This window comes from Streptomyces sp. NPDC058534, assembly GCF_042717365.1.
GTDB lineage: Bacteria > Actinomycetota > Actinomycetes > Streptomycetales > Streptomycetaceae > Streptomyces.
Map to the genome: position 1 here is coordinate 6681 of NZ_JBHXNW010000010.1, position 17543 is coordinate 24223.

Sequence of the window (17543 nt, forward strand, 5' to 3'; positions counted from 1 at the left end):
GGCCCCCGGCTGGTTTTGCCCGGCGGGTGTCATTCCAGGCGGCCGCCGTGGTGGTGACTGGTCGTGCGGCGCGACGCGGCCCGCGAGGCGCCCCCCCCGCGGGGCCGGCGCGCCGTGGTGCTGGTTCAGCTGTGTCCCGCTGGTCTCAGCTGACGTTGACGTCGCCGGACAGGAAGTACTTATGGTCGATGCGGGACGCCTTCCAGGCGGTCACCACGATGTGCCGTCCGCTGTAGCCGGAGGTGCTGACGTCGGCGACGTAGTGTGCCTGATAGTGGTAGCGGCCGGTCTTCTTCACCAGTTCGAGATCATCCTATGATCAGCTCTTACTCAGGTTGGAGCTCTGCTTGGGGACGTAGACCTTGAGCCAGTCAGCGCCGTGCCGGGCCTCGTCGTGCAGGTCGGCAGTGAAGTTAGAGCCGATGTCGGTCATCTTCCACGGGCCGGGGCGGTCCAGCGGCTGGTAGTTCGTCTCGCCCTGGCCGTTGAGCCTGTAGATCTGACCGTCGGGATGAGCTGCCCGTAGGTGTCGTTTAAAGCGGCTCACCAGTACGCCTCTAGGATTTGGCCACCTTGGCATAGGATGTCGCGTTCGGTCACCAAATTCCGCTTGCGCGCATATACCTTGGCCCTCCGAGCCTCCAGATGCCAACTCCGCCTACGGGTCAGCAGTCGGCGCCGTCTGTGGGGTCTCCGTGATGTTTTCAGCCGACGATGGGGTGGCAGCTGCGCCGCGGCGTTCGCGGTCCCTCAGTACCACTCGTGCAGTGTGGGCCCGGTTGATGCCCAGGTCAGCGGTGATGCCCTTGTGCGTTGCCCAGGGTGCGGACTCATGCATGGCCACGGCATCGGCCTTGAACTCGTCCGAGCAGTTCTTCAACGCCTTGGTGGTGCATCTCGCTTCCTCGAGAAGTATCAGCCTGTCCACCGCTCAGGGGCCCCGAACGGCACATGACGGCAGCACACGCGGAGACTCAGGCTTGCCTCTCAGCCACCCTAGGAGCACGCCCTCTCGGCGAGGCGATAGTGGGCGCACGGCCAGGCGAACCCGGCGCCGGTGCGCTTGCGTCGATCGATGGGCCAGAACCAGCCAAGATCTGAGGTATTTGCTGCCGCCTTCAGAAGTTCGTCGCTAGCCTGTGCGAGCCGTGGCCGGATGTCTCCGTGGGGGTAAGGAACGTATGACCGAGGGTGGCGGGTCTGCACCAGCGCAGAAGCCCGAAGGACGGCTCTCCCGACTGTTGCCTGATCCGGGACCACCACGTGTCCTTGCGCTCTCCACTGCGCTCTACGGCACGGGATTTGGATTCTTCTCCTCCGGTACTCCCATCTACTTCCACCGGATCGTCGGGCTGTCTGTATCTCAGGTAGGACTCGGCGTCACTCTGGCTGCTGTCGTCTGGATGCTCGCCGCTCCGGTCGCCGGTCGGCTCACTGACCGGATCGGCACCCGGGAGATGGCCGTCCTCACCGGCTTCCTCCAGGCGCCACTACTCCTGATCGCCACGAAGGTCACGTCCTTCAGCGGCTACATCGCCATCATGATCCTCCTTGGTATCGCCGAACGAGCGGGTGCCGTGGGCAAGATGGCATACATTGGGCAGCTTCTCGACTCAGAGGCGCGCGTCCGATTGTTTGCGTACAACCGCAGCGTCATCAACATTGGAATGACGGTTGGTGTTGCGCTGTCAGGTCTCGCCATCGCGCAGGACACCAAGACCGCCTATTTGTGGCTTTTCTACGGTTTCGCTGCCGTGTCCGCAGCCAACAGCACGCTGATGCTTTTGCTGCCGCGGCTGCAGGTGAAAAAGCCCTCTAGGGGGGAGAGTTCTCTCCGGGGCAACAGCGCGCTGCGGGACCGTCCGTTCGTCCTCATCTCCTTTCTGTGCGGACTCACGGCAGTGTGCGACACCATCCTCACTCTTGCACTTCCGCTGTGGATCGTGGCGCAGACCGAGGCACCTCGCCCTATGGCGGCCTGGTTGATCGGATTGAATACTGTCCTAGTCGTGCTCTTCCAAGTACGCGCCAGTAAGGGCGCGGACACGCCTGAGGGGGCTGGCCATAAGCTGCGTCACGGCAGCATTGCACTGGCACTGTCGTGTGCCGTCATCGGAGTCTCTGCGCTGGGCGACTCCATATCCCTGGCTCTCACCCTGCTGATCGTGGCCACAGTGCTGCTGACTGTCGGCGAACTGTTGACTTCCTCGGCTCAGTGGGGCCTTCAGTACGGGCTTTCCCCGCGGCACAGCCAGGGTGAGTACGGTGCGGTGTTCTCGATCGGATACACCGTGCAGTCCGTGATCGGACCGGTCGCTCTCACCGCCCTGATGGAGAGCGTCGAGATCGCCGGATGGCTGCTCATGACCCTGATCTTCGCCGCCCTCGCCGTCGGAACTGCCCCCGCCGTCCGGTGGGCGATCGCTACCCGGCCCCAGGAGGCGGAAGAGCAAGAGGAGCCGAAGCATTCACAGATGCCCGGACACAAGGCCGAACCTGTCATTGACACCGAGGAGAGCGTGCGTGCCGACCAGCTCTGAGACCGTTCTGCTGATCGAATTCACCGGGCTTGCCTCCGAAATGTCCTTCGAGACCGCCTTTCCAAGTGACTCCACCGCCCCGGTGCTGCGGGGCGATCCGCGGGCCGGGGTGACTGGCGACGGCCCCGTCGACATTGCCGCGCGGGCCGTGGCCGTAGCACGTGAGCATGCCGGAGGCGGGCCGTACGGTGCCCTGATAGCCAATTGCAACGGTGCTCTCTTCGCCGTACACGTAGCCGCCGATCTGGCCGAACATGGTGCCGCCCCGCGCACGCTTGTCCTCGTCGACCCCCTGGTCACCACAGGCGACGACCTGCGCGACGCACTGGCCGACCTGCTCACGGGACTGGGTGCGTCACCTGCGGTGCCGGATGAGCTGCTGGGGCTCAAGGAGCCGGTAGAGCTGTTCCACACGGTCATGCGATTCCTCAGCAACACCGTGGCCGAGCACCTGGGGCGGATCCTGGAGGAGGACGAGGATCCCGAGTTGGTGGCCGAGAGCCTGGTAGGGCGCTATGCGGCCTGGGTCGCTCTGCTGACCGGCAACCTGGCAGCGGAGCGGCTGGCGCTCGACATCCCCATCCAGGTCCTGCACACCCATGATCGCGATGACCTGGAGCGGCTGGTGGACGCCCGCGGAGTTGTCACCCAGATGCCGGTGCCCGAGACCGTACGAGCCTCGGGCACACCTCTGGCCCACCCCGAGATGGTCGCTCTCCTACACGGGCCGGGCGACTACCGCTGAGTCGGGGGCGAGCCCACGGCCGAGCAGTTCCGGCACCAGCAGTCGCTGCAGGACGCGGGCCTCCTCCAGCTTGGGGTAGCCGGACAGGATGAACCCGTCGACGCCGGCTGAGCGGAACTCCAGCAGCCGGTCAGTGACTTGGACGGGAGTGCCGACGATCGCGACGGACGCCCCGAAGCGGCCGGTGCCTATCCCTGCCCACAAGTTCGGGCCCACGACAAGGTCGTCCCCTGCGGCCAGTTCGTTCTGTCCGGCTCGCTGAGACCGCGCGTCCGGACGCTGGGCGCGGATCGTCGCCCGGACGTTCGGCTGGACCCGCGAGACGATCTCCGCCGCCGCCGCCCACGCCTCCTGCTCGTCCTCCCGCACCACCAGATGGGTGCGCAAAGTCACCCGAACCGCTGTCCCTATGCCAGGTGTGGCCCGCAGTGTTTCCACCTCGGCGGCCACTTTCGGCAGGGGCCCCGCGAACATCAGGTACTCGTCACCGAAGCGGCTCAGAAGCTGCCGTGCCCGGGGTGATGAGCCCGACATCGCCAGCGGGATGCGGCGCTCCGGCCGGCGGTGCAGAGCCGCGCCATCCACCTCGTAGAACCGGCCCTTGTGGCGCACCGGGGTGTCCGCGTAAAGCACCTCGTGCAGCACCTCCAGCCACTCCTCGAGTCGGTCCGAACGGACCCCCTTGCTCTCGAAGTCCCCGAGCCAGCGGTCCTCAGCCCAGCCGCCGGTGGTGATGTTGAGCCGGATCCGACCGGGGAAGAGGGCCTCCAGTCCGCAGACCGCCGCGGCCGCCTGCACCGGATGCAACTGGTTCGGGCGTACGGCGAGCAGCATCCCGATCCGCGAGGTGCGCCCGAGCACGGCAGCGGCAGTGGTGAACGTCTCCAGGTCGTTGTGGAAGCTGGTGGGCACCAGCATCTCCTGGCAACCCGCCGCTTCGGCCGTGACCGCGATGTCCACGAGGCGGTCCAGCGACGGAGTGCCACACTCGGCCGGCCAGGTGCCTATGTGGTGCACATCAGGGCCGAGCGGCAGGAACCAGGAGTAGGCGAGCGCCGGGGACATATGATCCTCCTGAGTCGGTCTCGTACGGACGCTCGACAGAACCAGGCCCATCGAGGCCGATGACTGCGGTGCGGCAGGTCATACGTCCCGCACCCGTTCGAAGACGAGGACCGCGTCCACCACCTCCCTCTTGCGGGGCCGGCCCGGGTCGGACAGCGCGCGCAGCTTCGCGCAGGCGCTCTCGGTCGCCTCCGCGGCCTTGGCGCCGCCCGTCCACGAACCGGAGAACAGGCCGGCGGACAGCGCCTGCGCCATGTCCGCCGGGGACTCCTCGAAGACCTTGGTTCGCTGACCGAAGGGACCGAGGTAGCTCAACCCACAGGATTCGGCGGTCGGTGCAAGTTCCTCCGGGCCGTCCTGTCGGCTCCGCTGCGGATCGAGGAGATCCTCCAACTCGTTGACCACGACGCCGATCTCGTCCGTCGGCCGCTGGCCACGAGCCGGAATCACGTAGTACCGGCCGCCGGGCTCCAGAACCCGCGCCACCTCCTGGAAGACGGCCGCACGGTCCGGCACCACATGCAACAGCCACGTCGAGACGGCCTGGGCCACCGAGCCCGAACGGATGGGCAATCGGGCCGCGTCGGCCACGGCGACTGCGGCACCGAGCCGACGACGAGCCAGCGAGAGCATGGCCGGCGCCAGATCGACACCGACGGTTGGGATGCCCCGCCGCACGAGCTCCGCAGCGACGATGCCCGTCCCGATGCCCACGTCCAGGAGCACCCGGTCGGGATCGAGGAGCGGTGCCAACTGCTCGGCGAAGCCCTCCGCGCGCGCAGTACCGCCGCGCGACTCGTCGTACTCCCGCGCGATCTTGTCGAATTCGGCGGCGCTTTGGGTCGTCATCTGCCGTCGCCTCTCCATCCCGTCAGCGGCCCGACGGCGGTACGGTGCCGCTCACGCGCTGCTCGCAGTAGCCGATGTGGTAACCGAGACCGGCGTAGCCCAGAACGGTCTCGTAATAGAAGGCACGGAACGGATCACGCTCCGCGCGTCCCGCCCACTCGTCGTGATAGAAGCCGGGGTTGGCCGCGCCCGCCCTGCGCATCAGCTCGGCCGCACCAGCCCAGTCGCCGCTGGCCTGGGCGAGAAGTCCCAGATTGATGTCCGTATGCAGGAGTTGCGGGTCGTGATGACGGGCGGTACGGAAGCTCTCGGCCGCATCCGCGTGCTGGCCCAGTGCGGCGAGCTGTACGCCCGCCATGTTGTGCAGCGCGGCATTTTCGGGCGCCACGCTCAGGCCCTTGAGATACGCCTCCAGGGCTTCCCCGTCCTTGCCCAGCGAACGCAGCACGTGCCCGCGGAACAGCCAGACGGTGGCGGAGGATGGATCAAGGGCGACCGAACGGTTGGAGTGGTCCTCCGCCTCCTCGAAGCGGCCCAGGGTGCGCATGATCAGGCCCTTGTAGCCGACCAGCACGGCGTCCTTGGGGTTGTCCCGCAACTGGCGATCCATCAGGGACAGGTAGCGGTACGCCTTCTCGTCACGCTCGGCGACCGGTCGGCAGTGCCCGAAATGGTTCATCACCACCGGCGCGGGTTCCACTTTGCCCCCCGCGTCCGTGATGCTGGCTGCGACGGATTCGTTGATCTTGCGCCGGTACTCGATCTCCGGGAGGTTGCGGAACACCTTCAGCTCCCGGCCGGTGTAGAAGCCGCCGGTGGCGAAGAAGTTGTAGCGCAGCAGGCGCAGTCCCAGAACATCGGGGCCGACTTCCTTGAGATGCCCCAGCAGCCGCTGAGCCTCGCCGTCGATCATGCGCTCGTCGGCGTCGAGAAAGAGGATCCAGTCTCCGTCTGCGCGTACCAGCGCCTCGTTGCGGGCAGCGGAGAAATCGCCGTCGAACGGGACCTCGCAGAACGTGTCAGCGAGCTGCCAGGCCATATCCACGGTGCCGTCGGTCGAGCCGGTGTCGACGATGACGACTTGGTCGACGAAGTCCCGGGCGGACGCCACACAGCCACGGAGATAGGCGGTCTCGTTACGGACGATCAGACACAAGGTGAGGGTCATCGCGCATCCTCCCGGACGTCGCTGGTTGATGGGGAGAGGGAGAAGGCGGATCTGAGAAAGCCCGCACAGGCACTCGCCAGTACGCGCCGGGCGGCAACGCTCTCGAAGAGGTGGTTGCCGGCTATGGCCTCGACCGTCCCGCCGTGCTCGGCGAACCAAGCCGACTCGCCGGCCACCTTGTCGTCGGCCGCGCCGTAGCAGAGGAGGAACGGCAGCCCGGTTTCCAGCAGTAAGTCGCGGGGACGGATGCTCTCGCGCTCTCGGAAGAACACTGCTGGGAGGTGAAACTCCCCGCCCCGGATGGCCGTCACTCCCTCGGTCGCGAAGCGCACGCCCTGGATCAGGTCGCTCGACAGCAGCAGTACTCCGGTGGGTCGAGGGCCGTCGGCTCCACCGGCCCGGGTCAGCCGATGAGCAGCCATGACGGCGGGCACCCCCCCGATGCTGATCCCGGCACACACAAGCGGCTCGCCCGGACGGCACAACGCCCTGGCGATGCCTACGAAGTCCTCGGCCATGCCGCTGAAGCGGGTGTCGGCGAAGTCGCCCTCGGAGTCGCCCGAACCCGTCATGTCGAAGCGGATGACGCGGACGCCCAGCCGGGCGCACAAGTCCGCCGAGAGCTGCGCGAGCAACTCCTGGGGCCCGGATCGATCGCCGGTCAGGCCGTGCGCCAGGCAGACGGTACCCGTCGGCTCCCGAGTCGCCGGGCGGTCCATGACGACGAGGCAGCGTCGTCCCGGGGGACCGTTCCACAACTGCTCGCGGACGACTTCCCGCTCGCCGGTCATCGGCTGCCTCCCCACTCCCGCTGCACGAAGTCGGTCAGGGCGTCGGGGGCGGCCGCGGTCAGCCAGAGGGCGGCCCGGGCATCGTGATGGCCCTTCAGGTCGAACAGCAGTGTCGTCGTGTCTCCCGGACGCGGCTGCCGCAGTACGGCGTCCAGGTCCGCCTGGGCATGCCCCGTGTCCGGCGTCGTCGCGGGACCGGCCGCAGGGGCCGTGGCCGGGCAGGGCAGCCACCACGCGTCCTGCAGTGCCGCGAGTGCGCTGGGACGCCTCGCGCCCAGGCCGTCGGTGGCCGCGGTCCAGTCCGCGTCGGCCAGGGCGAGCACCTCCGCGGGGACGGCGAAGTGCCCGTGGTCTAGCAGCCAGCGCGCCGTGAGCTGACGGTTGGCCGGCCAGCTCACGGCGTCGAGCACGGCGTCCCCCCGGCTGGGCACGCGGCCCACGGTGACGATGTCGCTGCCGTACCGCAGGATCGGCGCATGAGCCTCGGCCAGTGCCAGCCGCTCGGCGTCGCCCCCGCCGGGCGGGACGGTGAGGAACGCGTCGGCCGGATGGTCTCCGGGCACGCAGCGCAGTCCGCCACCGCGGTGCTCACCCCGCAACCCGGTCACCGCGATGGTGAACTCCCGCTCGCCCCGGACGGTCCGCACTCTCCGGGCCAGCACTGCGACAGTGATCTCCATGGTGAACCGGGTGGAGTTCCACACCAGGCAACCGGGTCTGACACGGAGGGGCTCCGCCGCGCGCGTCCGGTCGCGGCGCTCACGCTCGGGGTCGTACGCAACGCCGCTGACCGCTGCCGCACGCGCCGCCCGCTCCTCGGCGTCGGCCCAGAGGAAAACCGCCAACAGCGGATCCGGAAAGATCTCCTGGCCCGCCCGGCCTTCCGCCACCACGCCGCGGTCAGCTGCCGCGGCAAGCAGTACCCGGTTCACCTTGGCCTGCCAGGCGGAATCCGCGCCGAGCCGGGAAGCGGCGGAGCCGAAGTGTTCGGCGGTGAGATCCGCTTCGCGAAATGCCGTCCCCGCCACGTCGACCACTGGGTCGAGGCCGCCGTCCGATGCCTTTTCCCACCGCAGGTGGAGGGGCGAGGCGAGCTCGGCGGCAGCCGCCGCCAGCGCCCGGTAGACCATGCCGATCGACAGCCAGGCCCAGCCCAGTTCCCGTGCCAGTTCACGGGCCACGGCGGTCTTGCCCACACCGTTGGGCCCGTCGAGGGTGACGACTCCGGGCGCGCTCATCGCTCCTCCCCAGACAGGGCGGCCGTCTCGGCCGCATCGAGCAGCGACGCCTCGTCCGCGCATCCGTCGAGCACGGTGACCTGGCCCCAGGTACCTTCCCGGGCGAGTTCGAGCATGTGGCCGCGGCACCGGGTGAGGAAGTCGTCACCGTGGCCGACACCGGGGTCCTTGCCGCGGCCGGCGATGCGCTGCGCGGCCAGATCCGGCGGGACATCCACCAGCAGATGGCGGTCTGGCTGCGGCACCACCTTCAGCCAGGCGGTCCACTCATCCAATTCGATGCCGAACGATCGCTGGTTGGCCACATGGTCGAGAGCCCAGCGGTCGGCGATCACCCACTCCCCACGGTCCAGGGCGGGGATCACCACCTCTTCGGCGTTCGACGCCAGTACGAGGGTGAAGTACCCGGCGATCCAGCGCTCCAGAGTCTCCCCTCCACCTGCCGACGGGGTCCGTAGGGCCCAACCGACCGGAGATTCGCCGCGAGGCTTCAGCGCAGGAAGCGACCGGACGGTCAGGCCCCGCTGGGTCAGACGTCGGGCCAGCCCGCAGACGAGCGTGGACTTGCCGCTGCCGTCCACGCCGCTCACCGCGATCAGCCGTCCGCGTGCCATCATTCTGCTCCTTCCGGACCCGGCTGCCGGGGCCACATCATGAGCGCGTTGTGCAGCACGGCCTGCAGGCCGTGCCGGTCGGCCTCGAGCCGTGCCAGACCATGGCGGCCGGCGATCATCCGGCTGGGGTCGGCGGTCCTGCCCTCCTCAGTGCAGAGCGTGAGGTCCCATCCGGGGGCTACCTCGGAGGAGCACATCCGTCTGACGAGTTCGTCGAGTACGCCGATGGGCGCGGTCAGCCCGCCGAGGAGATTGGTCTCAACGCCGCATGCGGCCCAGAAGGCCACTTCGTCGGCCGGTGCGTCGGATCGGGCCTCCCACGTCCCGGACCGGCCGGCGTTCTGCCGCCACCAGTCGAGGTCCCGCGGCTCAGGAGGGAAGACGGCCACCCGCAGCCCGGGCGCCGAGTCCGGCAGCAGCGCGGCGTGCAGCCCGCGGGCCGTCACATGGACGGCGGACGCGTCGTAGGACCGTGCGGTCGACACCGCCTCGGCGATCTGGCGGTCCCAGACGGACACGTCTTTGTCCGCGAGGCTCTCCCCGTATCCGGCCAGGTCGAAGCGGGCCACGGTGATACCGGCCGAGGCGAGCCGGCGTGCGGTCTGCGCCTGCCAGTAGTTGTTACCGGTGCGGTTCTCGCCGGGGGCGTGAATCATGATCAGCCAGGGCGTGCCCGGCGTCGAGGCGCGGCCCGAGGGCAGCTGGACGATAAGCGGTTCCAGAGTCTGCGCCACCAGACAGGCTGCAGGTGGGGACGTATGCACGGCGGAAGGCTCTGGGGTCACCGGGCCACCCCCGTCGCCCGGCGCCAGCGCAGCCGGTCAGCGACCCAGCCGGCGTCCCGCAGGCCGTCGAGGAGCTTGTCGCTGTTCGGCCCGATGACCAGATCACTCTCGAGGACCTGGTGACCGCGCTCGGCCGCCCGGCGCAGCAGCGCGGCCGACACCATCCGGGAGAAGCCACGGGAGTGCTCCTCGGGGATCACGAAGACGTCCACGACGTACAGCACCTTGCCGCCGCTGTAACGGTCCGGCCGCGTAATACCGAGGCCGTGACAGACCGGTCGGCCGTCGAGGGTGCCGACCAGGCAGACGGACGTACCGGTCAGCTCGAACTTGGAGCGTGCCCACTCCCGGAGGTCGGTGACTGTCGACTCGTCATACAGCCCGCGCCCCAGCGCCGTCGCCAGGCAGTCATAGACGAAGCCGTGTTCCGCGGTGCGCGCGACATGGATGTCCAACGGCTCCTCCGAAACCGGCGCCTGAGGATCCGTGCGGTGTCGGAGGGTCAGGACGTGCGGCTCGAAAGACGCCTGGTGCATGATGGCGGCGATTTCGCCGCCGGGTAGGCCGGCCGTCTCGAGTGCGGCGGCCTGACCGCCGACGGGCAGCTTTGCCAGCAGTTCCCGCAGCGCTGACGGGCGTTCCGCCACCAGATAGCTGAGCACGATCTCCATTTGACCGGTGAGCGGGTGCCGGTGCTCGGCCATGCCCGCGAAAGCCTCCGAGCCGTCTCGGGCACGTGCGTGGAGCACTTCTGTGCGGTCGCGCGCACGGGCCAGTCGGTCGCGGATGAGCGAGGCGTCCTGCGGCGAACGGTCGGTGCGGCGTTCGAGCTCGGCCAGCCACAGCCGGGCCCAGGCGTCGTGCTGGATGACGGTCATATGTGCTCCTCGGCCGGTGGGGCGAAGGCGGCCCGGGAGTATCCGGGCGGCACCAGCGGATAGACCAGCGCCCGGTGGTCCGGCAGGCCGACGCCGCGGAGTACCGCACCGCCGGACACCTGCCGGTCGGCGGCAGGCGGCAGCACAAAGACCGGGAGGCCGAGCGCGAACCATGGCCGCACGGGGAAGAGTTCGACGAGCCGACGGGCCCGGGCCTTGTTCTTCCCGCGCAACCGGGCGATGACGTGGTCGAGCGCTGCGACGGCCGCGCGGCGGCTTCGCGTCGACACCGCGGTACCGAGGCCGTGTGACGGCGGTCGGGGCACCGGGGCCGTCGGTACGGGAATTCCGGCCTCCTGCGCGATGCGGTGCAGTTCTGCCAAGGCGACGACTGCCGCGGGTGCTCCGGCGAGCGCCGCGACGACGGCGTCCCAGTCGGCTCTGCCGCGGTCCAGGGCCAGCAGGTCGAGCAAGTCCCGGAAGATGAACTCGCCCCCGCGTTCGACCAGTTCCACGGCGAACACCACGGCCTGCCACGTCGTGTCGAGGACCGGCACGTGGGCCCCGCCGACCGGCAGTTCCCGCAGCCCCGCCCAGGCATCTGCGGGGAGCGGCACGGCGCTCGCGCGGTCCAGTCCGGGACCGAGCGTGGTGAGGTCGAGGTACATCGGGTGACCGAGCCCCTCGACTCGACGGTTCAGTGCCACACCCGCCCACAGGCCGGCCCCGTCACGTCGGCACACCATGGGCCGAGCTGTGTAGTAGTCGAGGGACCGCAGCGCGGTGAGTGCGCTCGGTAGCGCGTCGCCTTCACGGATGAGCAGGTCGACGTCGTTGTACTGGCGTACCTGCCCTGCCGGGTATCGAGTGCCCAGGGCGTGGCCCCGCAGCAGGAGGTGCTCGACTCCGGCCTCCGTGAGACAGCTGGAGGCCGCGGCGAGTTCACGGTCCAGGACGGCCTCGCGGGTGCGGAGCCGGTCCAGTTCGGCCCGGGCTTCCGGCCCGAGCGGCAGTGCTCGGGCCGCCCATGCCTGCAGCACGGTGTAGGCGGACTTGGTTTCCTTGAGGGCGTCGAGTACCGCCTTGTCCAACGGGAGGTCGCTTGCAGGCCACGCTTCGTCGTTCGTGGCGAACAAGGGCCGCAGGAACGGTTTCGCGGCGGGCGGCACGATGTTCATGCGGGACGGCCTTCCGCTGAAAGGGAGCGGCTCAGCTTCTGAGCCGCACGGGCTGCCGCGACCAGTCCGGGTAGCAGTGATCGGCGTCGAACAGGCCGTGCAGGGCAGGCGGCGGGAACACCGCGCCGCGGTGCAGGTACCTGTCGATGAATCGCTGAGCCTTGACCATGGCCCGAGCCAGTACGGGAGCGCTCAGCTCGCCCGAAAGCAGAGCCTCCGCCGCCTCGTCGAGGTCGATCAGCCGGTACGTGGGACCCATGCCTTCGACCACCACGTCCAGGTACTGGTCCCGCACCGTGAACAGCGGCAGCTCGTTCCACTGCACGCGCTCGAAGGAGATCAGGTCCACATACCACTCGCCCCGCCATCCGAAGGGCTCGTAGACGAGCTGGACGTCTTCCTCCAGCAGCCAGAAGTAGCGCCGTCTGCCGGCATGGCGCCAGTACTCCTGGTCGGAGTACAGGACGTCGCCGACGAGGGTCGCCGGCACTGGCTCGAAGTCGTAGATGCGCTGGGCCACCAGCGCGGGCATCGTGCCAGACTGCTCCACAGCGGTTTCTCCTTGCAATGTTCCTGGTGGGGGTGGATGTGCGCGGTGTCCGACAGTTGATCATGGTCAGACACGGCGAGTGTGCGCACAACACCCATGCACTGCCCTCCCCGGTCGACGGGACGTCGGCGGGGCTCACCGAAGTGGGCCGCGAACAGGCGCGGGCGTGCGGGCGGTGGCTGCGTGGCCTCGGGCTCGACGTGACAGCAGTGTGCTCTTCCCCCAGTGAGCGGGCGCGGGAAACGGCAGCGCTGCTCGGCTTGGCCGGAGTCGTGGAACCGTGCCTGCCTCTCGCGGAACGGGCCTGGGGCAGGTGGTTCGAGGGAGCCGAGGGCGACACGGTGGACGAACGGCGTGCGGAGGCCCGGAGGCAGGCGCGAGCAGACCCGTGGGGCTGGCGACCGGAGGGCGGTGAGAGTTTGCGGGAGGTACGCGACCGGGTCGGCTGCTGGCTTGCCGCCACACTGGCCGGCCTGCGCAGCGGTGCCCTGGTTGCCGTGAGCCACGGGGAGGCGATAATGGCGGCCCGGACGGCACTGGAACCCTCCTGGAGCGCGCACCCGTTGCCGCTGCCGCGGGGAGCCGGCCACACGGTGCCCAACGGCGCCGTGCTCTTGTACGAGTTCGAGGCCGATGCCGAGGTCCCGGCCCGCCGGGGGCTGATCGCAGATCCGCTCACCACGACGGACCGGAGGGCAGTGCACTGGCAGCAACTCACCGGGGCGGGGGCATGACCGATCATCCGGCCTCGATCCGCTCGATCAGGCCGGGCAGCAGTTCGGCCTCCGCCGCGGAGCCGCCGAGGCACCACAACCCTACGCCGCGGTCCAGCAACCCGGTGAGCGCGGCCCCCACGACGGAGGGTGTGCCGATGAGCGTGAAGGACCACTGGCCACCGGCGATTCCCGGGGAGCCGGGCCCCACCCAGGTGGTGCCCCGGTCGACGAGGTAGCTGCCCCGGGGTATGCCGCGGCCCGGCTCGCTCTCCTGCGGCTTGGCGAGTGCTCCGAGCAGGGCTTCGGCCGCGGCCTCGTCGGGGTCGTAGCTGTCGCTGTACCGCTCCGCCCGGTCGCCAGCCTCCTCCTCCGTGCGGCCGAGCACCAGGTCGGCGCGCAGCCCCGCGGCCAGGCCCTGATCGCGGAGTTGGTCGACGAGCGGCAGCAGCCGGCTGTCCGGACGCCCCCACAGCACCACTCCGCCTGCCGCGGATCGCAGCCCCGTGTCGGGGACCGGTCCACCACGCTCCAGCGCCCACAATTCGCTGTCGTGCGCCTCAGGGTCTTCGCTCTGCCGCAGCGGATCGACCAGCCTCGCCGTCTGTACGCCCGTTCCATCGGCAAGCCAGGTGACGCCCCCGGTGCGGCGAACCGGATGAAGGATCAGTCCCTTGTGCCACATCGGTTCCAGGGTCGGCACCATCGGCCCGAACCACCAAAGGCGCGCCCGGGCGGTCACCGGGGGAACTCCGCGACGATCACGGCTGCCCGGCGGGTGACGGTCAAGCTGCCCTCGATGGGTGTCATACGATCCACCGCACTCGCCGGTCTGATCTGGTTCCGCAGAAACTGCCTGGCCTGTGCGTCGTCACGGAAGACGACGGTCCCCTCAACCTCAGTGATCTGTGCGTGCGCCCCGACGGACGAGAGCAGTTCCGAGGCGCGCTCCGCGGGGAACGTCAGCCGGTAGCGCGCGGAGGGAAGACGAGCCCAGAGCTCTGCCATATGGCGGTCGGAGTTGGTGGCCAAGATCAGGTTTCCACCCGGGCGCACTACGCGGGCCAACTCACGTAGGGAAAGTTTTACCTGTTCATCCGTCAGGTAATGGAGCACCCAGGCCGCGACGGCAAGATCGAAGGAGTCCGAGGGGTAAGGCAGCGTCGGAAGCAAGGAAACCTGGGCGTCCACCCCCCTGGCCCGGGCCAGCTCCACCATCCGCTCTGAGCCGTCCACCGCCACCACACGGTGACCGTGAGCCATGGCAGCCTGAGCGAGTTCCCCCTCGCCGCAGCCGACTTCCAGCAGATCACCGGGATTGAGCCGGGTGACGGCATCACGCAGCACCTCGCGGGCGTCCGGTCCGGATCCGGTGCGGTACACCGCCTGCTGGGCGCGGTAGACGTCCTCACTGGTGAAGGCGCTGACAGCTTCGGTCCGGGAGCTCACAGAACTGTGCCCTCCCCGTCAGACAGCACCCCGTCGCACATTGCCACCGAAGACCACCCCCGCTTGATCACCGAATCGCTCAGGCCGAGGGAACGCTACCGGTGACTCGACACAACAAGCCAGGGATCGATCAATTTAGGCCACGTTTCGAACAGATATAGCCACCCCCGCCTCGATGGCTTACATGCTCCCCCCCATCAACACGTACGTTGGATCAACAAAACGTGCACTCACGTCATGCTGCAGAGCTCTTTCAACCCGGGTTTCAGTGGGCTCATAAGGGGGAGTCGGCGGATGAAGCCGAGCAGTCCGGTCGATGTTGAGATTGTTGGATCCGCGGTCCTTTCAGGCGAAGATGTTCCCTTCGGTTCTGTGGACGCCTTTCAGTTCGATCCCATGCAGAGCGATGCCGGGGACGCTGCGCAGAACTGGACCCGGGAAGTTCCCGTCTCAGTCAACGACACCTACGGGGACCCTTTCATTCCGGAGCAGATAGACAACACGGTTGCAAAGCTGGAGTCCCTCGCCGAGCACCGGGCTCCGATCGCCATCTTCACCAAGGCTGGCTATGACGACGCGGTCCTTGAGAAGTTGCGTGGCTTCGCACATGTGGACAAGGTCGTGGTCTTCTACTCCTTGACCGGGCTGGACGAGGGCGGGATCTCCTTCGACAACCGGGTCCGGTTCATCGCCGCTATCAAGCAGATCTTCCCGAACACCCTCGTGTTCACTCGTCCGATCATCCGCAACCGGAACGACGACCCGGCCACTCTGCGTCGGCTGAGCGAGGTTGCAGCTGAGCACACGGGCCTGCTTGTCCTCGGCGGGCTTCACGACGCGAAGAAGCGGAAGAAGATCGAGCTGCCCATAGAAAACCAGCTCATCGAATTCTGTGACGAACTCGGGGTCAAGACCTTCCACAAGACGAGTTGTGCTGGGGCATGGCTGCACGGACTCGACTGCTGGGTGCACGACCTCGGCGCCCCGCGCAATCTGGATGTCCTCGTGGCGCTCGGCTACCAATTCGGCGTCGCCAATGGCAGCGTGGTACTGGAGCGGGGTACGACCGGTGACATCAATTTCATTCGTATGCTGACTCGAGGGAATGTCTACCTTCACGAACTCGTCAGTAACTACAACCTGCTAACTCTGCCGTCGGGTAGCCGCAAGCTGGAGGCGACCTCTTCTTGGTTCGCCTGGTCGGAGAACATTCCCACCTGTCTCGATTGCAATTACTGCATCATCAAGCAGATCGAATACCTGAAGAAGATGCAGGTTCGCATCGGCGTCCATCCCACCCGGCTGCCGGAAATCGTGGTCGGTACGGACTCCACCATCGAGTTCGAGAAGTTCAGGCTGACCAAGCTCCCTGACGCCGGGCAGGGCAGGCACACCTATGCCGATGTGCGCATCACCAAGCCGTGCCGGGCGCCGCTGTACCCGTCGCCGGTGCAAGATGCACTACCCGCCGAGGTCTGACGGCACCCCTGAACGCCTGGCAGCTGACCCCGATCAGTCGGTCGGCGGCCAGGACTCGCCCGTCAACTCCGGCATGCCGGAGCACTCGCGAAGGGAGGTGCCTCCATGGACGTCATCGTCATTCCCGCCGAGGAGGAGTGATCCACGTGCGGGCCGGCCGTGCGTCGGCCCGCACGCCCTCGTCCGGTCAGCCGGTCACCGGCGTGTTCCCGTGGGCCAGTTTGGCGGCGCGAAGGCGACTCCAGTGCGCGGCCACGGCGGCCGCCTCATGGGGCGGCTCGCCGCCGTGGGCCGCCGCACCGCAGTTCAACTCCAAGGTGTGCCCACCGATACACAGGGCGTGATCCGCCTGGTGCACACCGTCCGACGGGTACCACGGCTCTGCCTCATGGGCCAGGACCACCAGCCGCACCGCCTCATCGGCCCGCGTGCGCACGCCGGCCTCCTCGTCGATCGTCAGGGGTTCCGTAGGGTGCAGCTGGGAGGCGAGATATCGCGCCTGTCCACCGCCGGCCGGTCCTGCCCCCAGCCGGGCGGCCAGTGTCTCCGCGGCCAGACAGGCCACCGCCTCGGCCAACAGTGCCGCCCGTCGTTCACCGGGGCGCGGGGGCCCGGGGTGAGCGAAGACATGGTCGACTGGGTCCACCGCATGAGCCAGTTCATGCAGCAGGTTCAGCGCGAGTTCGGCCCGCACGAGCAGCCGTCCGTCCCCATAGGACGCGGAGCCGGGTCGGTCGGGGTTGACGATGATCGTGGCGTGTTCACGGCAGGTGAACCCGGCCACGGCGGCCCAGGGACCGGGCAGGGCGCGTTGCGTCACCGTATAGCCGAGTGCCTGGGCACAGCGCAGTGCACCAGGCAGCAGGGTGCCCAGGCCGGGGGACGGCGGCAGTGGACGAGAACGACGAGGCGCCGCCTCCGCGTCGCTGCCGGTCCGGACATGCCGGAACTCCGCGAGCTCGGCCGCGGGCGTCGGCACATCCCAGGAACGGGCCAACCGAGCGCCCACCTGGAGCACATCGGGCTTCGGAGCTGCTCCCGGCTGATCGTCCAGGTTCGTCAACTCAGTCCTCCCTATCGCGTTTTCGGCGATTCTGATCAGAAGCCATCAAGGGTCGGTACCCAGCCGACCGGAGATGGCGACGTTCCACCACAGTCCTGGCCGAAAGGTGCCGCCCGATGTACGTCATCAAACTGCGCTACGCCGTCCCGCCCTCGTCGGTTCCCGGGCTCATCGACCGCCATCAAGCCTTCTTGGACGAGCACTACGCCTCGGGCGAGTTCCTGGTCTCCGGGCGCGGTACCTCCTACCGGGGCGGCCTGATCATCGGTGCCCGATGCGACAGCGGCTCCGTCGAGGAGCTGGCGCGCCAGGACCCGCTCGTCCGGGAGGGCGTCGCCGAGGTGGATGTGCTGGAGTTCGAGCCGAGCCGCTGGGCGGACGCGGACGCCGACCAACTCGTCGACGTGCTACCCGACTACCACTGACCCTCGCCGTACG

At 68.4% G+C, this 17543-nt stretch carries 20 protein-coding genes; 5 read left to right on the forward strand and 15 right to left on the reverse strand.

The window, feature by feature from the left end; translation table 11 throughout:
• Positions 1-145: 145 nt before the first annotated feature.
• Positions 146-298 (reverse strand): hypothetical protein, encoded by a 153-nt coding sequence (locus tag ACFWR9_RS07970; RefSeq protein WP_383837222.1) that lies wholly within the window; start codon positions 296-298, stop codon positions 146-148.
• 21 nt (positions 299-319) lie between these two features.
• Positions 320-580 (reverse strand): lytic polysaccharide monooxygenase, encoded by a 261-nt coding sequence (locus ACFWR9_RS07975; RefSeq protein ID WP_383837225.1) that lies wholly within the window; start codon positions 578-580, stop codon positions 320-322.
• A 601-nt stretch (positions 581-1181) separates the two neighbouring features.
• Here ACFWR9_RS07975 and ACFWR9_RS07980 point away from each other — a divergent pair.
• Together ACFWR9_RS07980 and ACFWR9_RS07985 are read left to right on the forward strand one after the other, a co-directional pair.
• The gene (locus ACFWR9_RS07980) at positions 1182-2540 is read left to right on the forward strand and encodes an MFS transporter (RefSeq protein WP_383837228.1); all 1359 of its coding nucleotides are present in this window, start codon (positions 1182-1184) and stop codon (positions 2538-2540) included.
• Positions 2524-3285 carry a hypothetical protein gene (locus ACFWR9_RS07985; RefSeq protein WP_383837231.1) on the forward strand — a complete coding sequence of 254 codons (762 nt, stop codon included), beginning with the start codon at positions 2524-2526 and terminating at the stop codon, positions 3283-3285. Before ACFWR9_RS07980 ends, ACFWR9_RS07985 begins: the two co-directional genes overlap by 17 nt.
• On the opposite strand, the gene ACFWR9_RS07990 is transcribed toward ACFWR9_RS07985, so the two are convergent.
• From ACFWR9_RS07990 to ACFWR9_RS08035, 10 genes are all read right to left on the reverse strand, one after another.
• Positions 3259-4350, reverse strand: a complete 1092-nt coding sequence (locus ACFWR9_RS07990) for an LLM class flavin-dependent oxidoreductase (protein WP_383837234.1) — start codon at positions 4348-4350, stop codon at positions 3259-3261. The two genes, ACFWR9_RS07985 and ACFWR9_RS07990, sit on opposite strands and share 27 nt — an antisense overlap.
• A gap of 78 nt (positions 4351-4428) precedes the next feature.
• Entirely contained in the window at positions 4429-5199 is a 771-nt protein-coding gene (locus ACFWR9_RS07995) for a class I SAM-dependent methyltransferase (protein WP_383837237.1), read from the reverse strand.
• Between the two features lie 22 nt (positions 5200-5221).
• A complete protein-coding gene (locus ACFWR9_RS08000; protein ID WP_383837240.1) occupies positions 5222-6367 on the reverse strand; it encodes a glycosyltransferase in 1146 nt (381 codons plus the stop codon).
• The gene (locus ACFWR9_RS08005; protein WP_383837243.1) at positions 6364-7158 is read right to left on the reverse strand and encodes an alpha/beta hydrolase; all 795 of its coding nucleotides are present in this window, start codon (positions 7156-7158) and stop codon (positions 6364-6366) included. Before ACFWR9_RS08005 ends, ACFWR9_RS08000 begins: the two co-directional genes overlap by 4 nt.
• Positions 7155-8396 carry a (d)CMP kinase gene (locus ACFWR9_RS08010; RefSeq protein ID WP_383837246.1) on the reverse strand — a complete coding sequence of 414 codons (1242 nt, stop codon included), beginning with the start codon at positions 8394-8396 and terminating at the stop codon, positions 7155-7157. Before ACFWR9_RS08010 ends, ACFWR9_RS08005 begins: the two co-directional genes overlap by 4 nt.
• Positions 8393-9013: a dTMP kinase gene (locus ACFWR9_RS08015; RefSeq protein WP_383837249.1), complete on the reverse strand. Its 621-nt coding sequence runs from the start codon at positions 9011-9013 to the stop codon at positions 8393-8395. Before ACFWR9_RS08015 ends, ACFWR9_RS08010 begins: the two co-directional genes overlap by 4 nt.
• A complete protein-coding gene (locus ACFWR9_RS08020) occupies positions 9010-9744 on the reverse strand; it encodes a hypothetical protein (RefSeq protein ID WP_383837252.1) in 735 nt (244 codons plus the stop codon). Before ACFWR9_RS08020 ends, ACFWR9_RS08015 begins: the two co-directional genes overlap by 4 nt.
• A gap of 47 nt (positions 9745-9791) precedes the next feature.
• A complete protein-coding gene (locus ACFWR9_RS08025) occupies positions 9792-10673 on the reverse strand; it encodes a GNAT family N-acetyltransferase (protein WP_383837256.1) in 882 nt (293 codons plus the stop codon).
• Complete coding sequence (locus tag ACFWR9_RS08030) at positions 10670-11851, reverse strand: nucleotidyltransferase family protein (RefSeq protein ID WP_383837259.1); 1182 nt, start codon at positions 11849-11851, stop codon at positions 10670-10672. The genes ACFWR9_RS08025 and ACFWR9_RS08030 overlap by 4 nt, the downstream gene beginning before the upstream one ends.
• 31 nt (positions 11852-11882) lie before the next feature.
• Positions 11883-12401, reverse strand: a complete 519-nt coding sequence (locus ACFWR9_RS08035) for a DUF402 domain-containing protein (protein WP_383837262.1) — start codon at positions 12399-12401, stop codon at positions 11883-11885.
• A 62-nt stretch (positions 12402-12463) separates the two neighbouring features.
• Here ACFWR9_RS08035 and ACFWR9_RS08040 point away from each other — a divergent pair, with 62 nt between their 5' ends.
• Complete coding sequence (locus tag ACFWR9_RS08040) at positions 12464-13135, forward strand: histidine phosphatase family protein (protein ID WP_383837608.1); 672 nt, start codon at positions 12464-12466, stop codon at positions 13133-13135.
• A gap of 4 nt (positions 13136-13139) precedes the next feature.
• Here the strand turns inward: ACFWR9_RS08040 and ACFWR9_RS08045 are convergent, their stop codons facing one another.
• On the reverse strand, positions 13140-13856 hold the full coding sequence (locus tag ACFWR9_RS08045) for a hypothetical protein (RefSeq protein ID WP_383837265.1): 717 nt from the start codon (positions 13854-13856) through the stop codon (positions 13140-13142).
• Positions 13853-14563: a class I SAM-dependent methyltransferase gene (locus ACFWR9_RS08050; protein WP_383837268.1), complete on the reverse strand. Its 711-nt coding sequence runs from the start codon at positions 14561-14563 to the stop codon at positions 13853-13855. Before ACFWR9_RS08050 ends, ACFWR9_RS08045 begins: the two co-directional genes overlap by 4 nt.
• Before the next feature lie 294 nt (positions 14564-14857).
• Between ACFWR9_RS08050 and ACFWR9_RS08055 the strand changes: the two genes are divergently transcribed.
• The gene (locus tag ACFWR9_RS08055) at positions 14858-16042 is read left to right on the forward strand and encodes a hypothetical protein (protein ID WP_383837271.1); all 1185 of its coding nucleotides are present in this window, start codon (positions 14858-14860) and stop codon (positions 16040-16042) included.
• A gap of 187 nt (positions 16043-16229) precedes the next feature.
• Here the strand turns inward: ACFWR9_RS08055 and ACFWR9_RS08060 are convergent, their stop codons facing one another.
• Positions 16230-17105 carry a hypothetical protein gene (locus ACFWR9_RS08060; protein ID WP_383837274.1) on the reverse strand — a complete coding sequence of 292 codons (876 nt, stop codon included), beginning with the start codon at positions 17103-17105 and terminating at the stop codon, positions 16230-16232.
• A gap of 116 nt (positions 17106-17221) precedes the next feature.
• On the opposite strand from ACFWR9_RS08060, the gene ACFWR9_RS08065 reads away from it, so the two are divergent.
• Positions 17222-17530 (forward strand): YciI family protein, encoded by a 309-nt coding sequence (locus tag ACFWR9_RS08065; RefSeq protein ID WP_024886728.1) that lies wholly within the window; start codon positions 17222-17224, stop codon positions 17528-17530.
• Positions 17531-17543 lie beyond the last annotated feature (13 nt).